This is a genomic window from Bacillus sp. AFS073361, from assembly GCF_002567005.1.
Taxonomy (GTDB): Bacteria; Bacillota; Bacilli; order Bacillales; family Cytobacillaceae; genus Neobacillus.
In genome coordinates this window covers 306,897-322,200 of the sequence record NZ_NUZU01000037.1, presented here as the reverse complement: position 1 = coordinate 322,200, position 15,304 = coordinate 306,897, and the positions used below count along the sequence as shown (strand labels likewise).

Here is a 15,304-nt window from a genome sequence, read left to right as displayed (position 1 = left end):
AAAATCCGAACCTTCATTATACTCTATATTGGATGAATATTCCTCATTTAATTTGGAGAGCCATTAAAGAGACCATGTTATAAAAACACATTCAGAATGTTCCTATTTTTTTAAATAAAATGAGGGTGGATGTAAAAAATAAGAAGGTTACACCAAAAACTGAGGAGGTTTTGTATGCAACAGGATCAACAAACAAAAGAGAATTTAGGTTCCATTATGCAACCCGAATTTGCAGGAACGGATGTACAAAAAGTGAAACAAGAAATTCAAAAAGATGTAAGCCAAGGACAAGGTGCCATGACATCCCGTGAGGCAGGAGCAATGCGCGATTAAAAGAACATATCCTTTATCGAAAAAAAAAGGGAATGCCGCAGCAATTCCCTTTTTACACTTACCCCTAGAAATAATTAAATGAAGTCAATTTATTTAATGACCAACCACTTTTCCAAGGCCACCCGGCTTGTCAGAGGGTCCGCACCTATCGGTTGGGGGATCAGGTTAAACACCCGAACTTCCCCCGCTGGTAAATAGACGGAAAAATTCCGCTTAAATGGTAATTATCCTTAAAATAAGCTTAAATAGACGGAGAGATTCCGCCTATTGAATCGAAAAATTCAAAAATGAGGGATTTTGCTTTGCATAGTCGGAAATCCTCCCCTTATTTACCCCCATACGAGCTCCATTCTTAAGATAACCGGAAAATTTCCGCTTATCTTACCTTCGCTGGTAACTCGATTAAGGACAAGATTTCTGCTTTTTTTTAATAGACTTCTCTTTACGTGATTTCTATCATCACTTTAAACCAATTATTTTTATAAACTAGTCTTAGTTCATAATTTAAAGTGAGTAGGCGATAAGAAATGGAAATACAAACGAAGGATAGATTTTTTTAAGGGCTACTCCGATCGGCAAGTGATTCTAAACTACTATGATGAGGAAGATTATTTGTGGAAGAGAGATGGCTTTCACTTTTATTCTCACCAAATACGAAATGACTAGCTAATATTTTTAAAGAAGGATGGGATATTCTTAACCATCCCATTAAGTTATTATGAAACCATTGTTAGAAACAATCATTTTCAAAATTACTTCTTGTTATGGAAGGATATGGAGCAGTTAGAGATTTATTTCCCATAATAACTTGATAAAAATAGGACCTCTAGGAAGAGCGTCCTATTTCTTTACGATTTTCGACGGATTATTGACTTTATACAAAACAGGAACATCCACTAAAAATTCTTCTTCCACATCTTTCCCTTTTCCAAGTTTCTTGGCAGCCACCTTCCCATCAAATTCAAGCTCATCACCGATAGCCAGTTCAAACTTTTTGAGTGTCTTGCTATGGCTGCACCAGGCTAATCCGACTTCAAGAGGATTTTCTTCTGAGACGACCTGTACATTTTCAAGGACGACCACCTCATCATTTTCTTCATTAAATGGATTGTAAACGAGTGCGAACTGTTTGACGCTAGCCGTAAAATGCACCTTATCAACCGGGAGATCAAGTTTAGGAGCCTTTGCTTTCTTCGGTTTTGGTTCCTTCGCTTTTGCTGCTTTTGGTGCCGCTTCCCGTTTAACAGGTTTTTCTGCCGCTGTAGATGTATCTTCTGTCATGACCTCACCAAGTATATTCACCTCAGCTGGTGAACCATCTTTGTCAGGCGTTTCTTTTTCATCAAAAGTTAATAAGCTTTCTTTTCCAAAGCTTGATTGCTGCATTTCTTTTAAATAAGCGGGGTGGATACATGTAAGATTTCCGTCTTGGAACTCAATCACTAGGGTGTTAATGTCCATTGCATTTCCATAAGTTTCGTAACCCTTAATAGTCACCAGGCGCTGATAATTTCGATCCTTGTACCAGAATTCTTTTTTCGCTTCGCGCGCAGAGGATAATCCCCATTCCTTCAATTTCTCTTTATAATGGTCGTTGTCACGAAACGATTCATAGTCACCTTTTGGTGGAATATACTTTGTTAATTCAGATTGCTCCAATTGAGGCCGCTGGATGATCATCCTGCCACTTCCTTCCGTTATGTAGGTAGTTTCATTATATTTTAAAGTATGACAATAAAAAAGGGAAAAGGGCTTTTCCACTCCTTTTCCCAATTCTTTTATAGAAAGGCTGTGTTAAACTAGTCTNNGGAGTCTTCGTGCCTTCCACTCCCAATCAACAGGAGTCAATAATCAGCATTAACCTTTAACACAGCCGTAAGAAATTAAAAAAAGGCTCTAAAAGAGAGCCTTTTCAGTACATTTATGTGGTTTAGATTATGCTTTACGTACGTTAGTAGCTTGTGGTCCACGTTGGCCTTGTTCTACTTCAAACGTAACTGATTGACCTTCGTCTAAAGATTTGAAACCTTCGCCTTGGATAGCAGAGAAGTGTACGAATACGTCGTCTCCAGCTTCGCGCTCGATGAATCCAAAACCTTTTTCTGCATTAAACCATTTAACTTTACCTTGTTCCATTTGTTGTATCCTCCTGCTGTGTGCTGTGCACACAATAAAATTACTACCCTTGTTCAAATCTTCCAGACAAAAAGCAGTTACGCCTTTTATTCCTTACCGACCAACAAAAATAATTCTCCCTTACTATAACAGAAGGTTGTACACAATGCAAATGCATTCAAGGAAATTATTATTTCTATTGTAAAATTTTGTAGGTAATTTGCCCTAACCTTTTGTCCTTGTGGTGCCAAAGATTTGAATTAAACGTTCAATTTTCCTAGAAAAATCAGTCTAAAAATTATTTTAATATAAGTAAAAACATTAAAGACAGATGCGTACATATAATAATTTTTAAAAAATTGCATCCAAACTAAATCAATTGTTTCAATTGTTGTAAACATTAGGGTGGTAGTTTCATACTTTTAAGAAGGAGTTGTTGTAGAAGGAATGAGGTGAATAGAAATGATTAAAATTAATCAGGAAACGATTCACGTGGACGATCTCAGTAACATCCTTACAACAAAAGAACAGAAAGACATCATTACTAGAATGGACAAATCCAAAGAAATTTTTCAGTACCAGTCAATTAGTCAATTGGAATTTGTGCTGCTGTTTCGAACAAATACACTAAAGGCCGCACGAGACCTTAATAATAGTAAGGTACAGTTTACGACCTTTGAATATGCCTTTTGCAATAAAAAGTATTGGACTCGATTAAATAATGGCGGTTTCCTCATAAAGCCAAATGTAAGCCCCACGGAAGCCCTTCTTGATGTCTTAAAGAATGGAAAGCTTTATGCGTTTGATTGTTCAACAGGAATTGCGATTGTCTTATATCTTGCTGCCCTTTATACCATTGGAAGCAGAAGGTTTAACCTCCTTTTTGACGGCCTTCTCTTATTGGATTGGCAATTTGATAACGATTTAAGGCTTACCCAAAAATATGGGGATGATTTCATCCCCGGTGATATCGTGCATTTTAATAATCCAGACGTCAATCCCAATGAATCCCATTGGCGTGCCGAAAATGTGATTTTCATGGCTGAAGACCAATACTATGGCCATGGAGTCGGGATTAAAAAGGCTGATACCATCATTTCCTTCCTAAATAAAAAAAGAAAGCCCAACGCTCGGATCCCTGCCTATCTCATGAACCTTATTACTAGACCCGTTTTGTCTAACATATATCAATCATAATAAGACCGCTGCCATAAAGCAGCGGTCAGTCTTTTGCTTAATAAAATGCCAAATCAATAGTTTACAAAAGCATCCTCTGCATTGACGGTTTCTTTGATGACTTTGTTGTCTTTTAGCCACTGGGCTGTTTTCTCCCATGTTTGCGGGTCTTGGTAGCCAAATGGTTTTTCTTTGGCGTCCATTAGCGGGAGGAGGATTTCTAAACTTTTTGTTTCGACATCCTTCTCTAGTGGTGATGTTTTATCTTCATGGTTCATTAAGGTCGTTAGACCGTCTTCAGGATGATCTTGAACGTATTTTTGCCCCTTGGTGATTGCAGCCATAAACTTTTTAAACAACTCTGGCTTGTCTTTTAATCCCTTCTCACTTGCGACCAATACTAATTCATAATAATCTGGCACACCGTAATCAGCAGGATTTAAGGTACGCATTGGATGGCCTTCTTTTTCTAACAATAATTTCTCATGGTTAATATAGCCGCCGATTAGGGCATCCGTTTTTTTCGTCGCCATCGCAGGAATAAGATCCCAGCCAACATCCACCATTTTTACCTTTTTATCATCTCCACCATCGGCTTTCACCATCGTTCCTACGATCGCTTCATCCAACGGAATCGATGGATAGCCAATCGTTTTCCCCGCTAAATCTTTAGGGGATTGAACCGGCCCATCCGCAGGCACCATAAGTTGATTTAGCGGGTGACGGACAATCGCACCAAATGATTGAACAGGGATGTCCTCACTGCGTGCCACGAGGACCTGTGGTTGATAGCTCATCGCCATGTCGATTTGATTAGCTGCTACTAGTTTAAGCGGATCATTGGTATCTGCTGGCATTTGGATATCAACATCTAATCCTTGTTCTTTAAAATAGCCCTTCTCCTCAGCAACAAATAGAAACGAATGAACCGCATTTGGATACCAATCCAGCATTAAGCTTACTTTTTGAACCTTATCTTTCGAACTGCCACTTTTTTCGGCTGTTTCTTTCCCGCAAGCACTTAATATAAGTAACAATAGACTTACCAGAATCAAAAAACTCTTTTTCATTTTTACGTTCTTCCTCTCTAGTTGTAACGATTTTTATTTTTTAATACCTGTTTTTCCAATAAACCAATTAATAGAAATAACAAGATTCCCAACATCGATAAAAGGAATATTGATGCAAAAACGGAATCTGCTTGTAAGTTACCAGACATTCTCCGGCTAAAATATCCTAAACCTTCACTTGCACCCAGCCATTCACCAATCGTCGCTCCGACGACACAATATACGACAGACAACTTCAAGCCTGAAAAAATCGCGGGCAACGCCATTGGCAGTTGAATTTTTTTAAAAATGGTCCAGCGGCTCGCTCCCATCGTTAACAATAATTCACGATATTCATTTCCACCTGTTTTCAAGCCATCATACGTACTCACGACGATTGGAAAAAAAGCAGTTAAAATGGTCACGGCAATTTTGCTCCAAATCGAATAACCAAACCACATAATAAAAATCGGTGAAATAGCAATAAGCGGCACCGTCTGTGAGATCACAAGGAACGGGTAAAGGACCTTTTCAATTGAACGTGAAAAATGCATTCCAACTCCAAGTATCAATCCACCGATTACGGAGAGCCCAAAACCAATCAAAACTTCTTTGAGGGTTGCGGGCAAATGCTCTTCAAACAACAGCTGTTTGTTTTCTAGCAATGCCCCCCAAATGGCTGAAGGAGCAGGCATAATAAATGACGGAATCACGGCCTGCCTAACTGCCCATTCCCATCCACTGATAAGCAGGAGGACCACCAACAAAAACAAACCGTACTCTTCTGTCCATCTTTTCAAACTAGCTTTCATTGTGAATCAGCATCTCCAATTCTTTTCTCATCGTTAAAAACTCAGATTGATAGATTAGCTGTGAACTTCTTGGCCTCGGCAGATTGACTTTAAGTTCTTTGATTCCCGTATCTTGCAGCACATACACTCTGTCGCTTAATAAAATCGCTTCCTCAAGATCATGAGTAATAAACAAGACCGTCTTTTGTAATTCCCCCCACAGTCCTAATAACCATTTGTGCATCTTTCGTTTTGTCATCGAATCAAGAGCACCAAAGGGTTCGTCTAATAATAGAAGTTCCTTTCCCGTCATCAGCGTTCTTAAAAAAGCAACACGCTGCTTCATTCCCCCTGATAGCTCGGATGGATAGGAACTTTCATATTCTGCTAAACCAAACCGCGCTAACCACTCTTTTATTTCTGGCAATCTCGCTTGTTTACGCTCCTTTGTAATCTCAAGTGGTAATAACACGTTCTCTAAAACGGTTTTCCATGGTAACAACAAATCCTTTTGCGGCATGTACCCAACTCTTCCTAATCTCTTACCGGTCTTTTGACCATCAAACAGAATGTCCCCCTGATTTGGCTCCAGTAAACCAGTTACCAATTTGAAAAGTGTGCTTTTACCTGATCCGCTGGTACCAATAACGGAAACAAATTCTCCTCGCCTCACATCAAGGGTAAGTCCTTGAAAAATGGGCTTTTCTTTTTCAAAAGAATAAGAGAGGCCTTGAATGGATAACATCGTCGAGTTAGACAGGCCACTCGCCTCCCTGATAAACCATATCCCAGAACATGTATTCAAACCGAGATGTTGTCAGGAAATGTTCTTCTAAGATGGCTAACTCCCGCTCTGGTTTTCCCTCTGCCAACCGATCTAATACATCAATAAGCCAAGTTGCTAATGAACCAAACTCATCAGAAGAGTACATTTTCACCCAATCTCCATAGAGGTGATGATCGATAGCATCAGGATAGTTACTTGCTAGCACTTTGCTAATCTCCCAATAGCTCCACATACACGGCAAGAGAGCAGATACTAGTTCTGCTAATGATCCAGTTTGAGCAACATTGAGCATATATCTGGTATAGGCTAAGTTGATTGGCGTTGGAGTGGTTTCCTCCAGCTGTTGAGCGGTAATCCCAAACCTCTCTGCATACTGCCGGTGTAAATCCATCTCTCCATGCAAGGTCTCATCCAATAGTTTCGCAAATGCCGCCATCGTCTCCACGTCTGTTGCTTTAACAGCCCCCAAAGCAAATAGCTTCGAATAATCAATTAAATACACATAATCCTGTTTCATATAGCGAATAAATGACTCAACCGGCAACTCCCCTGTGCCCATCCCGACAACAAATGGATGTTGATGGGTTTTGCCCCAAATATCACTTACTTTTTCAAAAAGTCTTTGGGTAAATTTCATTCCCCTACTGCCCCTTTCTCGTGTTGCACCACTCAGCGATGAAAACGGCTAACACTTTTGTAAAAGCTAATAATTGGCTAACTTCAACTTTCTCATTCACGGCATGTGCCTCTTCTAATTTACCCGGTCCAAAAATGGCGGTTGGAATACCGGCACGTCCCAGCCAACCTGCATCTGTAACCGTGGTGGACATCCCAACCTCTGGCTTTGCCGATAATAATTTTTCAAAGGAGTTCGCTAATAGCTTCGTTCCTGGATGTTCAGTATCTATTTCTAATGAAGGGAAAATTTCGCCTCTGTCGACAATCATCGATTTTCCACCCCACACAAATTGCGGCGGATTGTCACGAAGCCAGGGGTCTGCAGCTGCAACTGCTCCAATATGCTCTTCGATTTCTTTAATGACCTCTTCAAAGTCTTCATCTGGGTAAAAATGAACAGTAACCCAAAGCGTACAGTGATCAGCCACAAATGCTGCATGGCGTCCACCTTCAATCACCGCGGGATTAATCGTATTGGTACCAGGAGGAAAGCCTTCATAGCTTTTGGTAATTGCCCAGTGACGTTCTAACTCTTGAAGTCCAGCAATTATCTTCATCATTTTCTCAATCGCGCTTGCCCCTTGAACGCCGCCACCAGCATGGATCATCTTCCTTCTGATTCCATCATGGTAGGTCTCGTTGCTTTGAATGGTAATCCATCCCGTAATTACGCCGCCCTGCCCTTGAATATGTAAATCACTGGTATCTACCACAACCGCATAGTCAGCGGTATAACCTCTTTCCATGCATGCCAGGGTACCTGCCTCCCCAACCTCTTCGCCAATAACAGATTGAAATTGAAGATTGCCTTGAAGTGAAATTCCCAGTTCTTTTAAAAGTTTAATCGCAATCAGTGATGCTGCAAGTCCGCCCTTCATATCAGCGACACCACGTCCATATATATGGCCATCTTTGCAGTATGCTGAAAATGGAGACTCCTTCCACGCTGTAGAATCCCCCACTTCAGCGACGTCCACGTGACCATTTACAATTAAACTATTAAATTGATCAGGGGATTCCCCTAGTAAAACACCTACGACATTAGGATCTCTCGGATAGACATCCCACTTATCAGTGTGAAATCCCAGATCTTCTAAATATCCTTTTATAAAATCCTGCACCTCATTCGTATTCCGCGCAGGAGGACTTTCCGTTGGGAAAGCAATGAGTGTCGACAACAATTCAATTAATTCCGCTTCTCTCGCTTCTACTTCTTGTGAGATTTTACCAAGCAGATCCTCTTTCATTTGTTCACGCCCTTATCGTTAATTCCTGATGGTTGTGTCATTTTCATTAACAATCAATACTTTCTTTCTTAAAAAAACAGTTAAAATAAGGAACCCTAGCAGCGCCCCTGCAAACGAGCTGAAAATAAATAAGGGAATAAATCCAAATAATGTTGCCTTTTGACCAAGGAAAAGAGTAGCTATAGGGTAAGAAAGCATGGCACCAAGGATTCCTGTCCCTATTACTTCACCAATAAGAGCTAGATATAGTTTTCTAGTTTTCCAGAATAATAGTGAGGCGAGCAAGGCTCCCACCATACTCCCCGGAAAGGCAAATAGCGATCCTGTTCCCAACAAATTTCTAAGCAATGAAACACCAAAGGCCTGAGCGACAGCATAATAAGGTCCTAACAACACCGCTGATATGACATTCATAAAATGTTGAATAGGAAAGACCTTTGTAAAACCGATTGGAATATAGAATAGGTTACTTGTAAGTGTTCCAATCGCAATCATCATGGCTGTCAACGTCAATTTGCGAGTCTTATTCACGGATTAGACCACCCCTTTAAACATCACACTATTTCTTAATGCTTTCGCAGCTTCCACAGGGGATTCTGCCTGACTTATAGCCGTAATTACAGAAACTCCATCTGCCCCCGCATCAATCACGGACCGAGCATTTTGGATTGTAATCCCGCCGATGCCAACAATCGGCATTTCACAACCCTCATTTCTTAGCTTTTCAATCAGTGTCGTCCCTCGTGATGGCTTGGCATCCGCTTTTGTCCTTGTCGGAAACACAGGGCCAATTCCAAAATAATCTGCTCCTTCTTGGATCGCTGCCATGGCTTCTTCTGTCGTATGGACGGATACCCCAAGAATTTTGTTCGCACCGATTTTCTCTCGTACCATTTTTACCGATTCATCTTCTTGCCCGATATGAACACCATCTGCATCAATCTCCACAGCCAAGTCGATATCATCATTCACAATGAAAGGAATTTGATGGTTTCTGCAAAGAGTTTGGAGTTCTTTTGCCAGTGCATATTTTTCAGAACCAGTTCGTGCACTTTCCCCTTTTTCACGAAATTGAAAAAGCGTAATCCCTCCTGAAATTGCCTCCTTTAATACTTCAACGGGTTCTTTCAAACAGTTGTTGCTGCCCATAATAAAATAAACACGTAACGCCTCTCTCAAATCAATCATGACACGGGTAGCTCCTTTACAAGGTTTCTTTTTCCATACGCCCAATGGTTCGTAGGTCCATGTCCTTGACCAATTTCCAATTGATCTTCAATCGCAGCTTGAATAAAATCTTTCGCTGTCAAAACGGCTTCATAAACAGTCGCACCCTTAGCAAGTTCTGCGGTAATTACTGCCGAAAAAGTACAACCTGTACCATGTGTGTTCTTTGTATCAATTCGAGGACTTGTAAAGGTGTAATATTCCTTCCCATCAAACAATAAATCAGTCGACTCGGATTGATTTTCATCGTGACCGCCTTTAATCACAACGTGTTTCACACCTAAATCATGGAGTCTTCTAGCGGCCTCCTGTTTATCCTCTAAGGTCAGAATAGTCACCCCCGTTAGGACTTCTGCTTCCGGGATATTCGGTGTAATTACTTTGGAAACTGGCAACAAGCATTTTTTCATGGCAGAAATAGCTTCCATTTGCAGCAGTGATGCGCCACCTTTGGCAATCATAACTGGATCAATCACTACATTCTCCCAACCAAAAATCTTGATTTGAGCGGCAACCGCCTCGATGATTTCAGCATTGAAAAGCATTCCTGTTTTCACGGCATCGGCACCAATATCCGAGCCGATAGCTTCGATTTGCTTGACCACTGCCTCTCTCGACATTGGATAAACTCCGTGAACTCCTAATGTATTTTGGGCTGTTACTGCTGTTAACGCCGACATTCCAAATACATCTAATTCCTGAAATGTCTTTATGTCGGCTTGTATTCCTGCCCCGCCGCCACTATCTGAACCTGCAATTGTTAATGCTTTTTTCATTTAAATTACCCCACTTAATTAACTTTTTTGAAAGAACTATAAAGATTGATATCCTCATTTGAAACAAGTGATAATTGGTTTAAGAATTCGATTTGGAAACTTCCTGTTCCCTTTTCAGCTGTTTTCGCAGCTGCCTTTTCAGCGGCAACCTCATAGTATGTTAAAGCTCCCACGGAAGCTTTAAGCAGGTCCTTCTCCACTCCTGCAAACGCCCCAATCACTGAGGTTAACAAGCACCCCATACCGGTCACTTTTGTCATGATTGGGTGGCCGTTGTTAACAAGATAGCTAGTCTCGCCATCTGAAACGACATCCACTTTTCCTGTGATGATGACCACACAATTCCAAGTTTCTGCTGCTTTGATCGCAAGGCTCACGATATCCTCATTCGCTGACGACCCCGCATCAACACCTTTAATTTCCCACTTTTCACCCAGGACATTTGCAATTTCAGCCGCGTTTCCCCGAATCGCTGAAACATTGACTTCCCTCATGATTCGTTGCGCAGTTTCCGTTCGGTACGTGGTAGCCCCAGCACCAACCGGATCAAAGATGACCGGTACATTGGATTCATTGGCTTCTTTTCCGGCAATAATCATCGAATCCACCGTTTGTGGGTTTAAGGTACCAATATTCAAAACCAGTGCACTAGCAATCTTAGCCATTTCCGCCACTTCTTCAGCAGCATACGCCATCACAGGCGAAGCGCCTAAAGCGAGCAGCCCATTCGCGGTAAAATTCGTTACCACGACATTAGTGATATTATGTACAAGCGGGTTTACCTCTCTTACTTTTTCCAACGTTTCATATAAATTAATTTTTTCCATTGTAATCTCTCCATTTCTTTTTATAAAATAGGCTGTGTTTGGCACTCTGTTGATTGGAGTGCCTGGAACGGAAATCAACTGACAAGTTAAACACAACCAAAAAATAAAAAAACCAGGTCCATTAATGGACCTGGTTAGTAAGTCAGAGAAAAAACATTCACTTGGCTACTTTCCTACGCTGGTATTACCCAGATCAGGTCCAAAGGGTTAAAAACATAGCGTTTTCTCTCAGCCTGATAACAGGGCACCCCTAGTAGATCGATTAGTTTATTAAATTAAGTACATAATAACGCTATGAAACTAGAATGTAAAGAAAATAGTTACATACGATTGGTAGTTTACATAATATAATTATTTTTTGCATTTTTATAATCAGGTTAACATAATATTGTTACTGTTTACTGTTATATGGGAACGTAACAATAAAAGCAGTCCCTTTCCCTTTTTGAGAATGAATTTCTAACTGTCCTGCTAATTTTTCCAAGCTTCGCTGTACTAAAAATAAACCAATTCCTCGATTTTCTCCCTTAGTTGAAAATCCTTTCACACATAAGCTATTTATAATTTCCTCATCGATACCTTGTCCTGTATCATGAACCTCCAACACAAGGATATTTTCATAATAATCAAACCTTACCGTTACTTTTTTAAGCGGCTGGTCCGCGACCGCATCCAGTGCATTATCAATTAAATTTCCAAGAATCGTGACCACTTCATGTGTTGTTTCCTGCCTGTGCGGTTCTGGTAACAATCCTTCTCCATCAATGATCATTTCACAGCCTTTTTCCCTTGCAAAGCTAAGTTTTCCTAAAATAAACCCTGCTAATACAGGATCTTTAAAACGACTGACGACAAATTCTACCTCAGACTGCTGGTGATTCACAATTTTGGTAATGTACGTCGAAACCATTTGATAGTCCTTCATATGGACCAAACCTGAAATTACATGCAGTTTGTTCATGAATTCATGTGATTGGGTTCTAAGTGCCTCTGCATATAACTTGACTCCGGTCAATTGTTCTGCTAACTCCTTGATTTCAGTTTTTTCTCGAAAGGTGGCAATTGCTCCAACAATCTTTCCCTTCACGATTACTGGGACACGGTTGGTTAGAATGGTAATATGATTGATTTCCTGCTCTTGATCTAATTGTGCTTCCCCAGTCCCTAGGACGGTGGAAAGTTTGGTATTTGGCATGTATTCGTCCACTCTTTTCCCTAAAAATGGACCTTCAATACCGGCCATATGGAGGAGCCTAACCCCTTCATTATTAACGAGGGTGGTTATCCCATCTTGATCAACCGCCAGCGTCCCTTCCTTGGTTGATTCCAGCATCGCACTTCGTTCTTCCAACAGTTTGGCTATTTCACTAGGCTCCATGCCAAACAGAATCGATTTAATTTTTCTTGCCAAAAACAGAGCTCCTAGGATGCCAACTAAAACACCCACACCGACCCCAATCAAAATGATTCTTCTACTCTGTTCGATGGCCAGATTTACTTTTTCTAACGAGATCCCAACGGCAACGGCCCCTATTTGTTTATTTTTCTCATCAAATACAGGGACGAACGAGCGTAATGATAATCCTAATGTTCCTTCGGCAGTCGAAATATGCTCTCTCCCTTTTAATACCGGACCTTCATCTCCACCGACAAAATGCTGGCCTAATAGATTCCGATTAGGATGTGATTTTCTTATTCCATTCATGTCCATGACGACGATGAATTCAACATGGGTGGACCGTTTGATATCATTCGCATATGTTTGGATGTCCTTCTCAGCTTTTTTATTCTGTAACCCATTTATCACAAGGGACGATTGGGCAACAATCCGCGCAATATCCGTGGCTTTCTCAGCTTGCCCTTTCTTTGTTTCTTGTGAAATTCTGTTAGTGATTAATATCTCGGTAACAAACAATGCCATCACAACTACAATGCAAACTAGCAGGGTAATCGTCGTCTGTAAACGGAGTTTTGGTTTTCCAATCCTGATGTTCCAGTCCAACATGCTCCCTCCCATTTCACAAACATCGTATTTTATATTTACACTCCATATCGGTTGACTGGTCTTCCCACACCCCCGTAATGGATATGTATCTTTACTTTTCCTTCTTTTTCTAAATAATCAAGATATCTTCGTGCTGTTACCCGAGCCATACCAATGCCTTCAGCTACCTCCTCAGCAGAGACGGGTTCCTTCTCTTGCGAAAGAAAGTCGGTAATTTTTGTTAAAGTGTTCATATTTAATCCCTTTGGCAGGTTGTCTCTTTCACATTCTTCTTTTTGATCAATGAATAAGATGTGATCCAGTTCCTCTTGGGAAAGGGCCTTCTTTTCCGCTAATTTCATACGATAAGTTTTATAGTTATCTAGTGATTTTTTTATGCGCTCAAAGGTAAATGGTTTCATGATATAATCGAACGCACCTTGTTGAAGAACTCCATGGATGGTTTCCATATCGCTGGCAGCTGTTATGGCAATTACATCAATGGAGTAGAGCTCTGAACGAAGTTCTCTTAGCATCTCCAATCCACCCATATATGGCATATAAATATCGATAATGGCAAGGTTGGGCCGGAGCTCTTTGATTAATCTCAGACCCTCAATACCGTTTGCAGCAACGCCGATTATCGAAAATCCCTCCACCCGATCAATAAATTGGCGGTGTACTTCCCGAACCATCGGGTCATCTTCTATTAATATTACCTTTAACGGAAACATCCCCTGCTCCCCCTTAAAGAACTCTCATTTATATTCTTATCATGGCCTATTTTATCAAAATAGTAAATTAATCGATGATATTTTTTCGTTGTTTTATTATGTAATTTTTATAACAAAAGGAACAATAAGACCAATATGACCAAAATCTTACGATTATCTGAATTTTCATTTATTCTGTCAATAGGTAGACTGAAAGCGTTAACAGTTCTAATTAAACAAAGGGGTGTACGGGAAAATGAGAATTAATTTTAAGAATTTGACCGTCCAAGTATTATTGGGGATTGTACTTGGAATTGTGATCGGATTTCTGTTTCCAAAATTCGGTACAGAATTAAAAGTTTTGGCAGATATCTTTATCAAATTAATTAAGATGGTAATTGCTCCGATTGTATTTTTAACGATTGTCATCGGTATTGGTAACATGGGGGATTTAAAAAAGGTTGGACGGATTGGAGGAAAAGCACTCCTTTACTTTGAGATTGTTACTACCTTTGCGCTTGCAATCGGATTATTACTCGTCAATATCATTAAACCTGGATCTGGATTTAACACAGACTCCGTAAAAGGCGGAGACATTTCACAATTTACTGAGCAGGCAAAGGAGTCCAGTCATGGATTTATGGAGTTTATTTTAGGAATTATTCCTGATAATTTTGTTGGGGCGATGGCAAAAGGTGATCTGCTCCCCATTTTATTCTTTGCGGTCCTGTTCGGAATTGCCCTTGCTTCATTAGGACAAAAAGGGAAACCAGTCGTTGCTCTGTTTGAACAATTTACTGAAATATTTTTTAAGATTGTTAATATGGTAATGAAATTTTCACCCATCGCCGCCTCTGGTGCAATGGCCTATACAATCGGTAATTTTGGGCTAGGCTCTTTAGTCTCACTAGGTAAATTAATGGGAAGCGTTTATGCAACGATGTTTATTTTCATCGTATTTATCCTCGGGGCAATTGCAAAGCTTTATGGATTTAATATTTTGAAATTTATCGCTTATATTAAAGAAGAAATTCTCTTGGTGTTAGGTACATCCTCTTCTGAATCTGCGCTGCCAAGAATGATGGAAAGACTGGAGAAATACGGCTGTTCGAAATCGGTGGTTGGTCTGGTTGTACCTACTGGCTATTCGTTTAACTTGGACGGGACTGCGATTTATCTTTCGATGGCCGCGCTCTTTATTGCTCAAGCTTACAATGTAGATATTACACTTTGGCATCAAATCACCTTGTTAGGAATTTTAATGCTGACTTCAAAAGGTGCAGCGGGTGTTACCGGTTCAGGTTTTATTACTCTTGCTGCGACACTATCTGCTTTCCCTGTCATTCCCGTCGAAGGGATTGCCTTATTACTAGGTGTTGATCGGTTTATGTCTGAAGCACGTGCGATTACTAACTTAATCGGAAATGGTGTGGCAACAGTGGTTGTTTCCAAGATGGAGAATGAGTTCCATCCTTCAAGTGAGATCCAAACGGCAAAAGAAGATAAATCAATAAGTGCATAATCCGGTGTAACAAAATGGCTTGGAGGATTTCCCTCCAAGCCATTTCATTTTTTATAATCAATGCCCTGTTTTTTGGTAC

General features: G+C 40.4%; 16 protein-coding genes and 1 riboswitch. Of the genes, 3 read left to right on the top strand and 13 right to left on the bottom strand.

The genetic code is table 11. The annotated features are described in order from the left end of the window. The first annotated feature begins 174 nt into the window (after positions 1-174). Positions 175-333 (top strand): hypothetical protein, encoded by a 159-nt coding sequence (locus tag COJ96_RS28800; protein ID WP_180230183.1) that lies wholly within the window; start codon positions 175-177, stop codon positions 331-333. A gap of 840 nt (positions 334-1,173) precedes the next feature. Here COJ96_RS28800 and COJ96_RS19165 read toward each other — a convergent pair. Together COJ96_RS19165 and COJ96_RS19160 are read right to left on the bottom strand one after the other, a co-directional pair. Beyond that, complete coding sequence (locus tag COJ96_RS19165) at positions 1,174-2,013, bottom strand: hypothetical protein (RefSeq protein ID WP_098575396.1); 840 nt, start codon at positions 2,011-2,013, stop codon at positions 1,174-1,176. A gap of 255 nt (positions 2,014-2,268) precedes the next feature. Continuing rightward, the gene (locus COJ96_RS19160; protein WP_026567057.1) at positions 2,269-2,469 is read right to left on the bottom strand and encodes a cold-shock protein; all 201 of its coding nucleotides are present in this window, start codon (positions 2,467-2,469) and stop codon (positions 2,269-2,271) included. Positions 2,470-2,910: 441 nt separating this feature from the next. Between COJ96_RS19160 and COJ96_RS19155 the strand changes: the two genes are divergently transcribed. After that, complete coding sequence (locus COJ96_RS19155; protein ID WP_098575395.1) at positions 2,911-3,645, top strand: protein-glutamine gamma-glutamyltransferase; 735 nt, start codon at positions 2,911-2,913, stop codon at positions 3,643-3,645. A 53-nt stretch (positions 3,646-3,698) separates the two neighbouring features. On the opposite strand, the gene COJ96_RS19150 is transcribed toward COJ96_RS19155, so the two are convergent. The 11 genes from COJ96_RS19150 to COJ96_RS19100 all read right to left on the bottom strand — a co-directional run bounded on the left by COJ96_RS19150 (position 3,699) and on the right by COJ96_RS19100 (position 13,724). Continuing rightward, the gene (locus COJ96_RS19150; protein WP_098575394.1) at positions 3,699-4,694 is read right to left on the bottom strand and encodes an ABC transporter substrate-binding protein; all 996 of its coding nucleotides are present in this window, start codon (positions 4,692-4,694) and stop codon (positions 3,699-3,701) included. Positions 4,695-4,711: 17 nt separating this feature from the next. Beyond that, on the bottom strand, positions 4,712-5,485 hold the full coding sequence (locus COJ96_RS19145; RefSeq protein ID WP_098575393.1) for an ABC transporter permease: 774 nt from the start codon (positions 5,483-5,485) through the stop codon (positions 4,712-4,714). Then, positions 5,475-6,209, bottom strand: a complete 735-nt coding sequence (locus tag COJ96_RS19140; protein ID WP_098575392.1) for an ABC transporter ATP-binding protein — start codon at positions 6,207-6,209, stop codon at positions 5,475-5,477. The genes COJ96_RS19145 and COJ96_RS19140 overlap by 11 nt, the downstream gene beginning before the upstream one ends. 7 nt (positions 6,210-6,216) lie before the next feature. After that, positions 6,217-6,888, bottom strand: coding sequence for a thiaminase II (tenA, locus tag COJ96_RS19135; RefSeq protein ID WP_098575391.1), 672 nt, complete (start codon positions 6,886-6,888; stop codon positions 6,217-6,219). A gap of 4 nt (positions 6,889-6,892) precedes the next feature. Continuing rightward, the gene (locus COJ96_RS19130; protein ID WP_098575390.1) at positions 6,893-8,176 is read right to left on the bottom strand and encodes an acetylornithine deacetylase; all 1,284 of its coding nucleotides are present in this window, start codon (positions 8,174-8,176) and stop codon (positions 6,893-6,895) included. An 18-nt stretch (positions 8,177-8,194) separates the two neighbouring features. Continuing rightward, on the bottom strand, positions 8,195-8,707 hold the full coding sequence (gene thiW / locus COJ96_RS19125; protein ID WP_098575389.1) for an energy coupling factor transporter S component ThiW: 513 nt from the start codon (positions 8,705-8,707) through the stop codon (positions 8,195-8,197). 3 nt (positions 8,708-8,710) lie between these two features. Further along, positions 8,711-9,364 (bottom strand): thiamine phosphate synthase, encoded by a 654-nt coding sequence (gene thiE / locus COJ96_RS19120; protein ID WP_098575388.1) that lies wholly within the window; start codon positions 9,362-9,364, stop codon positions 8,711-8,713. Continuing rightward, positions 9,361-10,179 carry a bifunctional hydroxymethylpyrimidine kinase/phosphomethylpyrimidine kinase gene (gene thiD, locus COJ96_RS19115; protein WP_098575387.1) on the bottom strand — a complete coding sequence of 273 codons (819 nt, stop codon included), beginning with the start codon at positions 10,177-10,179 and terminating at the stop codon, positions 9,361-9,363. Before thiD ends, thiE begins: the two co-directional genes overlap by 4 nt. A gap of 14 nt (positions 10,180-10,193) precedes the next feature. After that, positions 10,194-11,006, bottom strand: a complete 813-nt coding sequence (thiM, locus tag COJ96_RS19110) for a hydroxyethylthiazole kinase (protein WP_098575386.1) — start codon at positions 11,004-11,006, stop codon at positions 10,194-10,196. Positions 11,007-11,159: 153 nt separating this feature from the next. Next, positions 11,160-11,268: riboswitch (TPP riboswitch) on the bottom strand. A gap of 129 nt (positions 11,269-11,397) precedes the next feature. Next, complete coding sequence (dcuS, locus tag COJ96_RS19105) at positions 11,398-13,011, bottom strand: DcuS/MalK family sensor histidine kinase (protein ID WP_098575385.1); 1,614 nt, start codon at positions 13,009-13,011, stop codon at positions 11,398-11,400. A 35-nt stretch (positions 13,012-13,046) separates the two neighbouring features. Continuing rightward, positions 13,047-13,724 (bottom strand): response regulator, encoded by a 678-nt coding sequence (locus COJ96_RS19100; RefSeq protein WP_098575384.1) that lies wholly within the window; start codon positions 13,722-13,724, stop codon positions 13,047-13,049. 235 nt (positions 13,725-13,959) lie between these two features. Here COJ96_RS19100 and COJ96_RS19095 point away from each other — a divergent pair, with 235 nt between their 5' ends. Beyond that, positions 13,960-15,225 (top strand): dicarboxylate/amino acid:cation symporter, encoded by a 1,266-nt coding sequence (locus tag COJ96_RS19095; RefSeq protein ID WP_098575383.1) that lies wholly within the window; start codon positions 13,960-13,962, stop codon positions 15,223-15,225. The last annotated feature ends 79 nt before the right edge of the window (positions 15,226-15,304 follow it).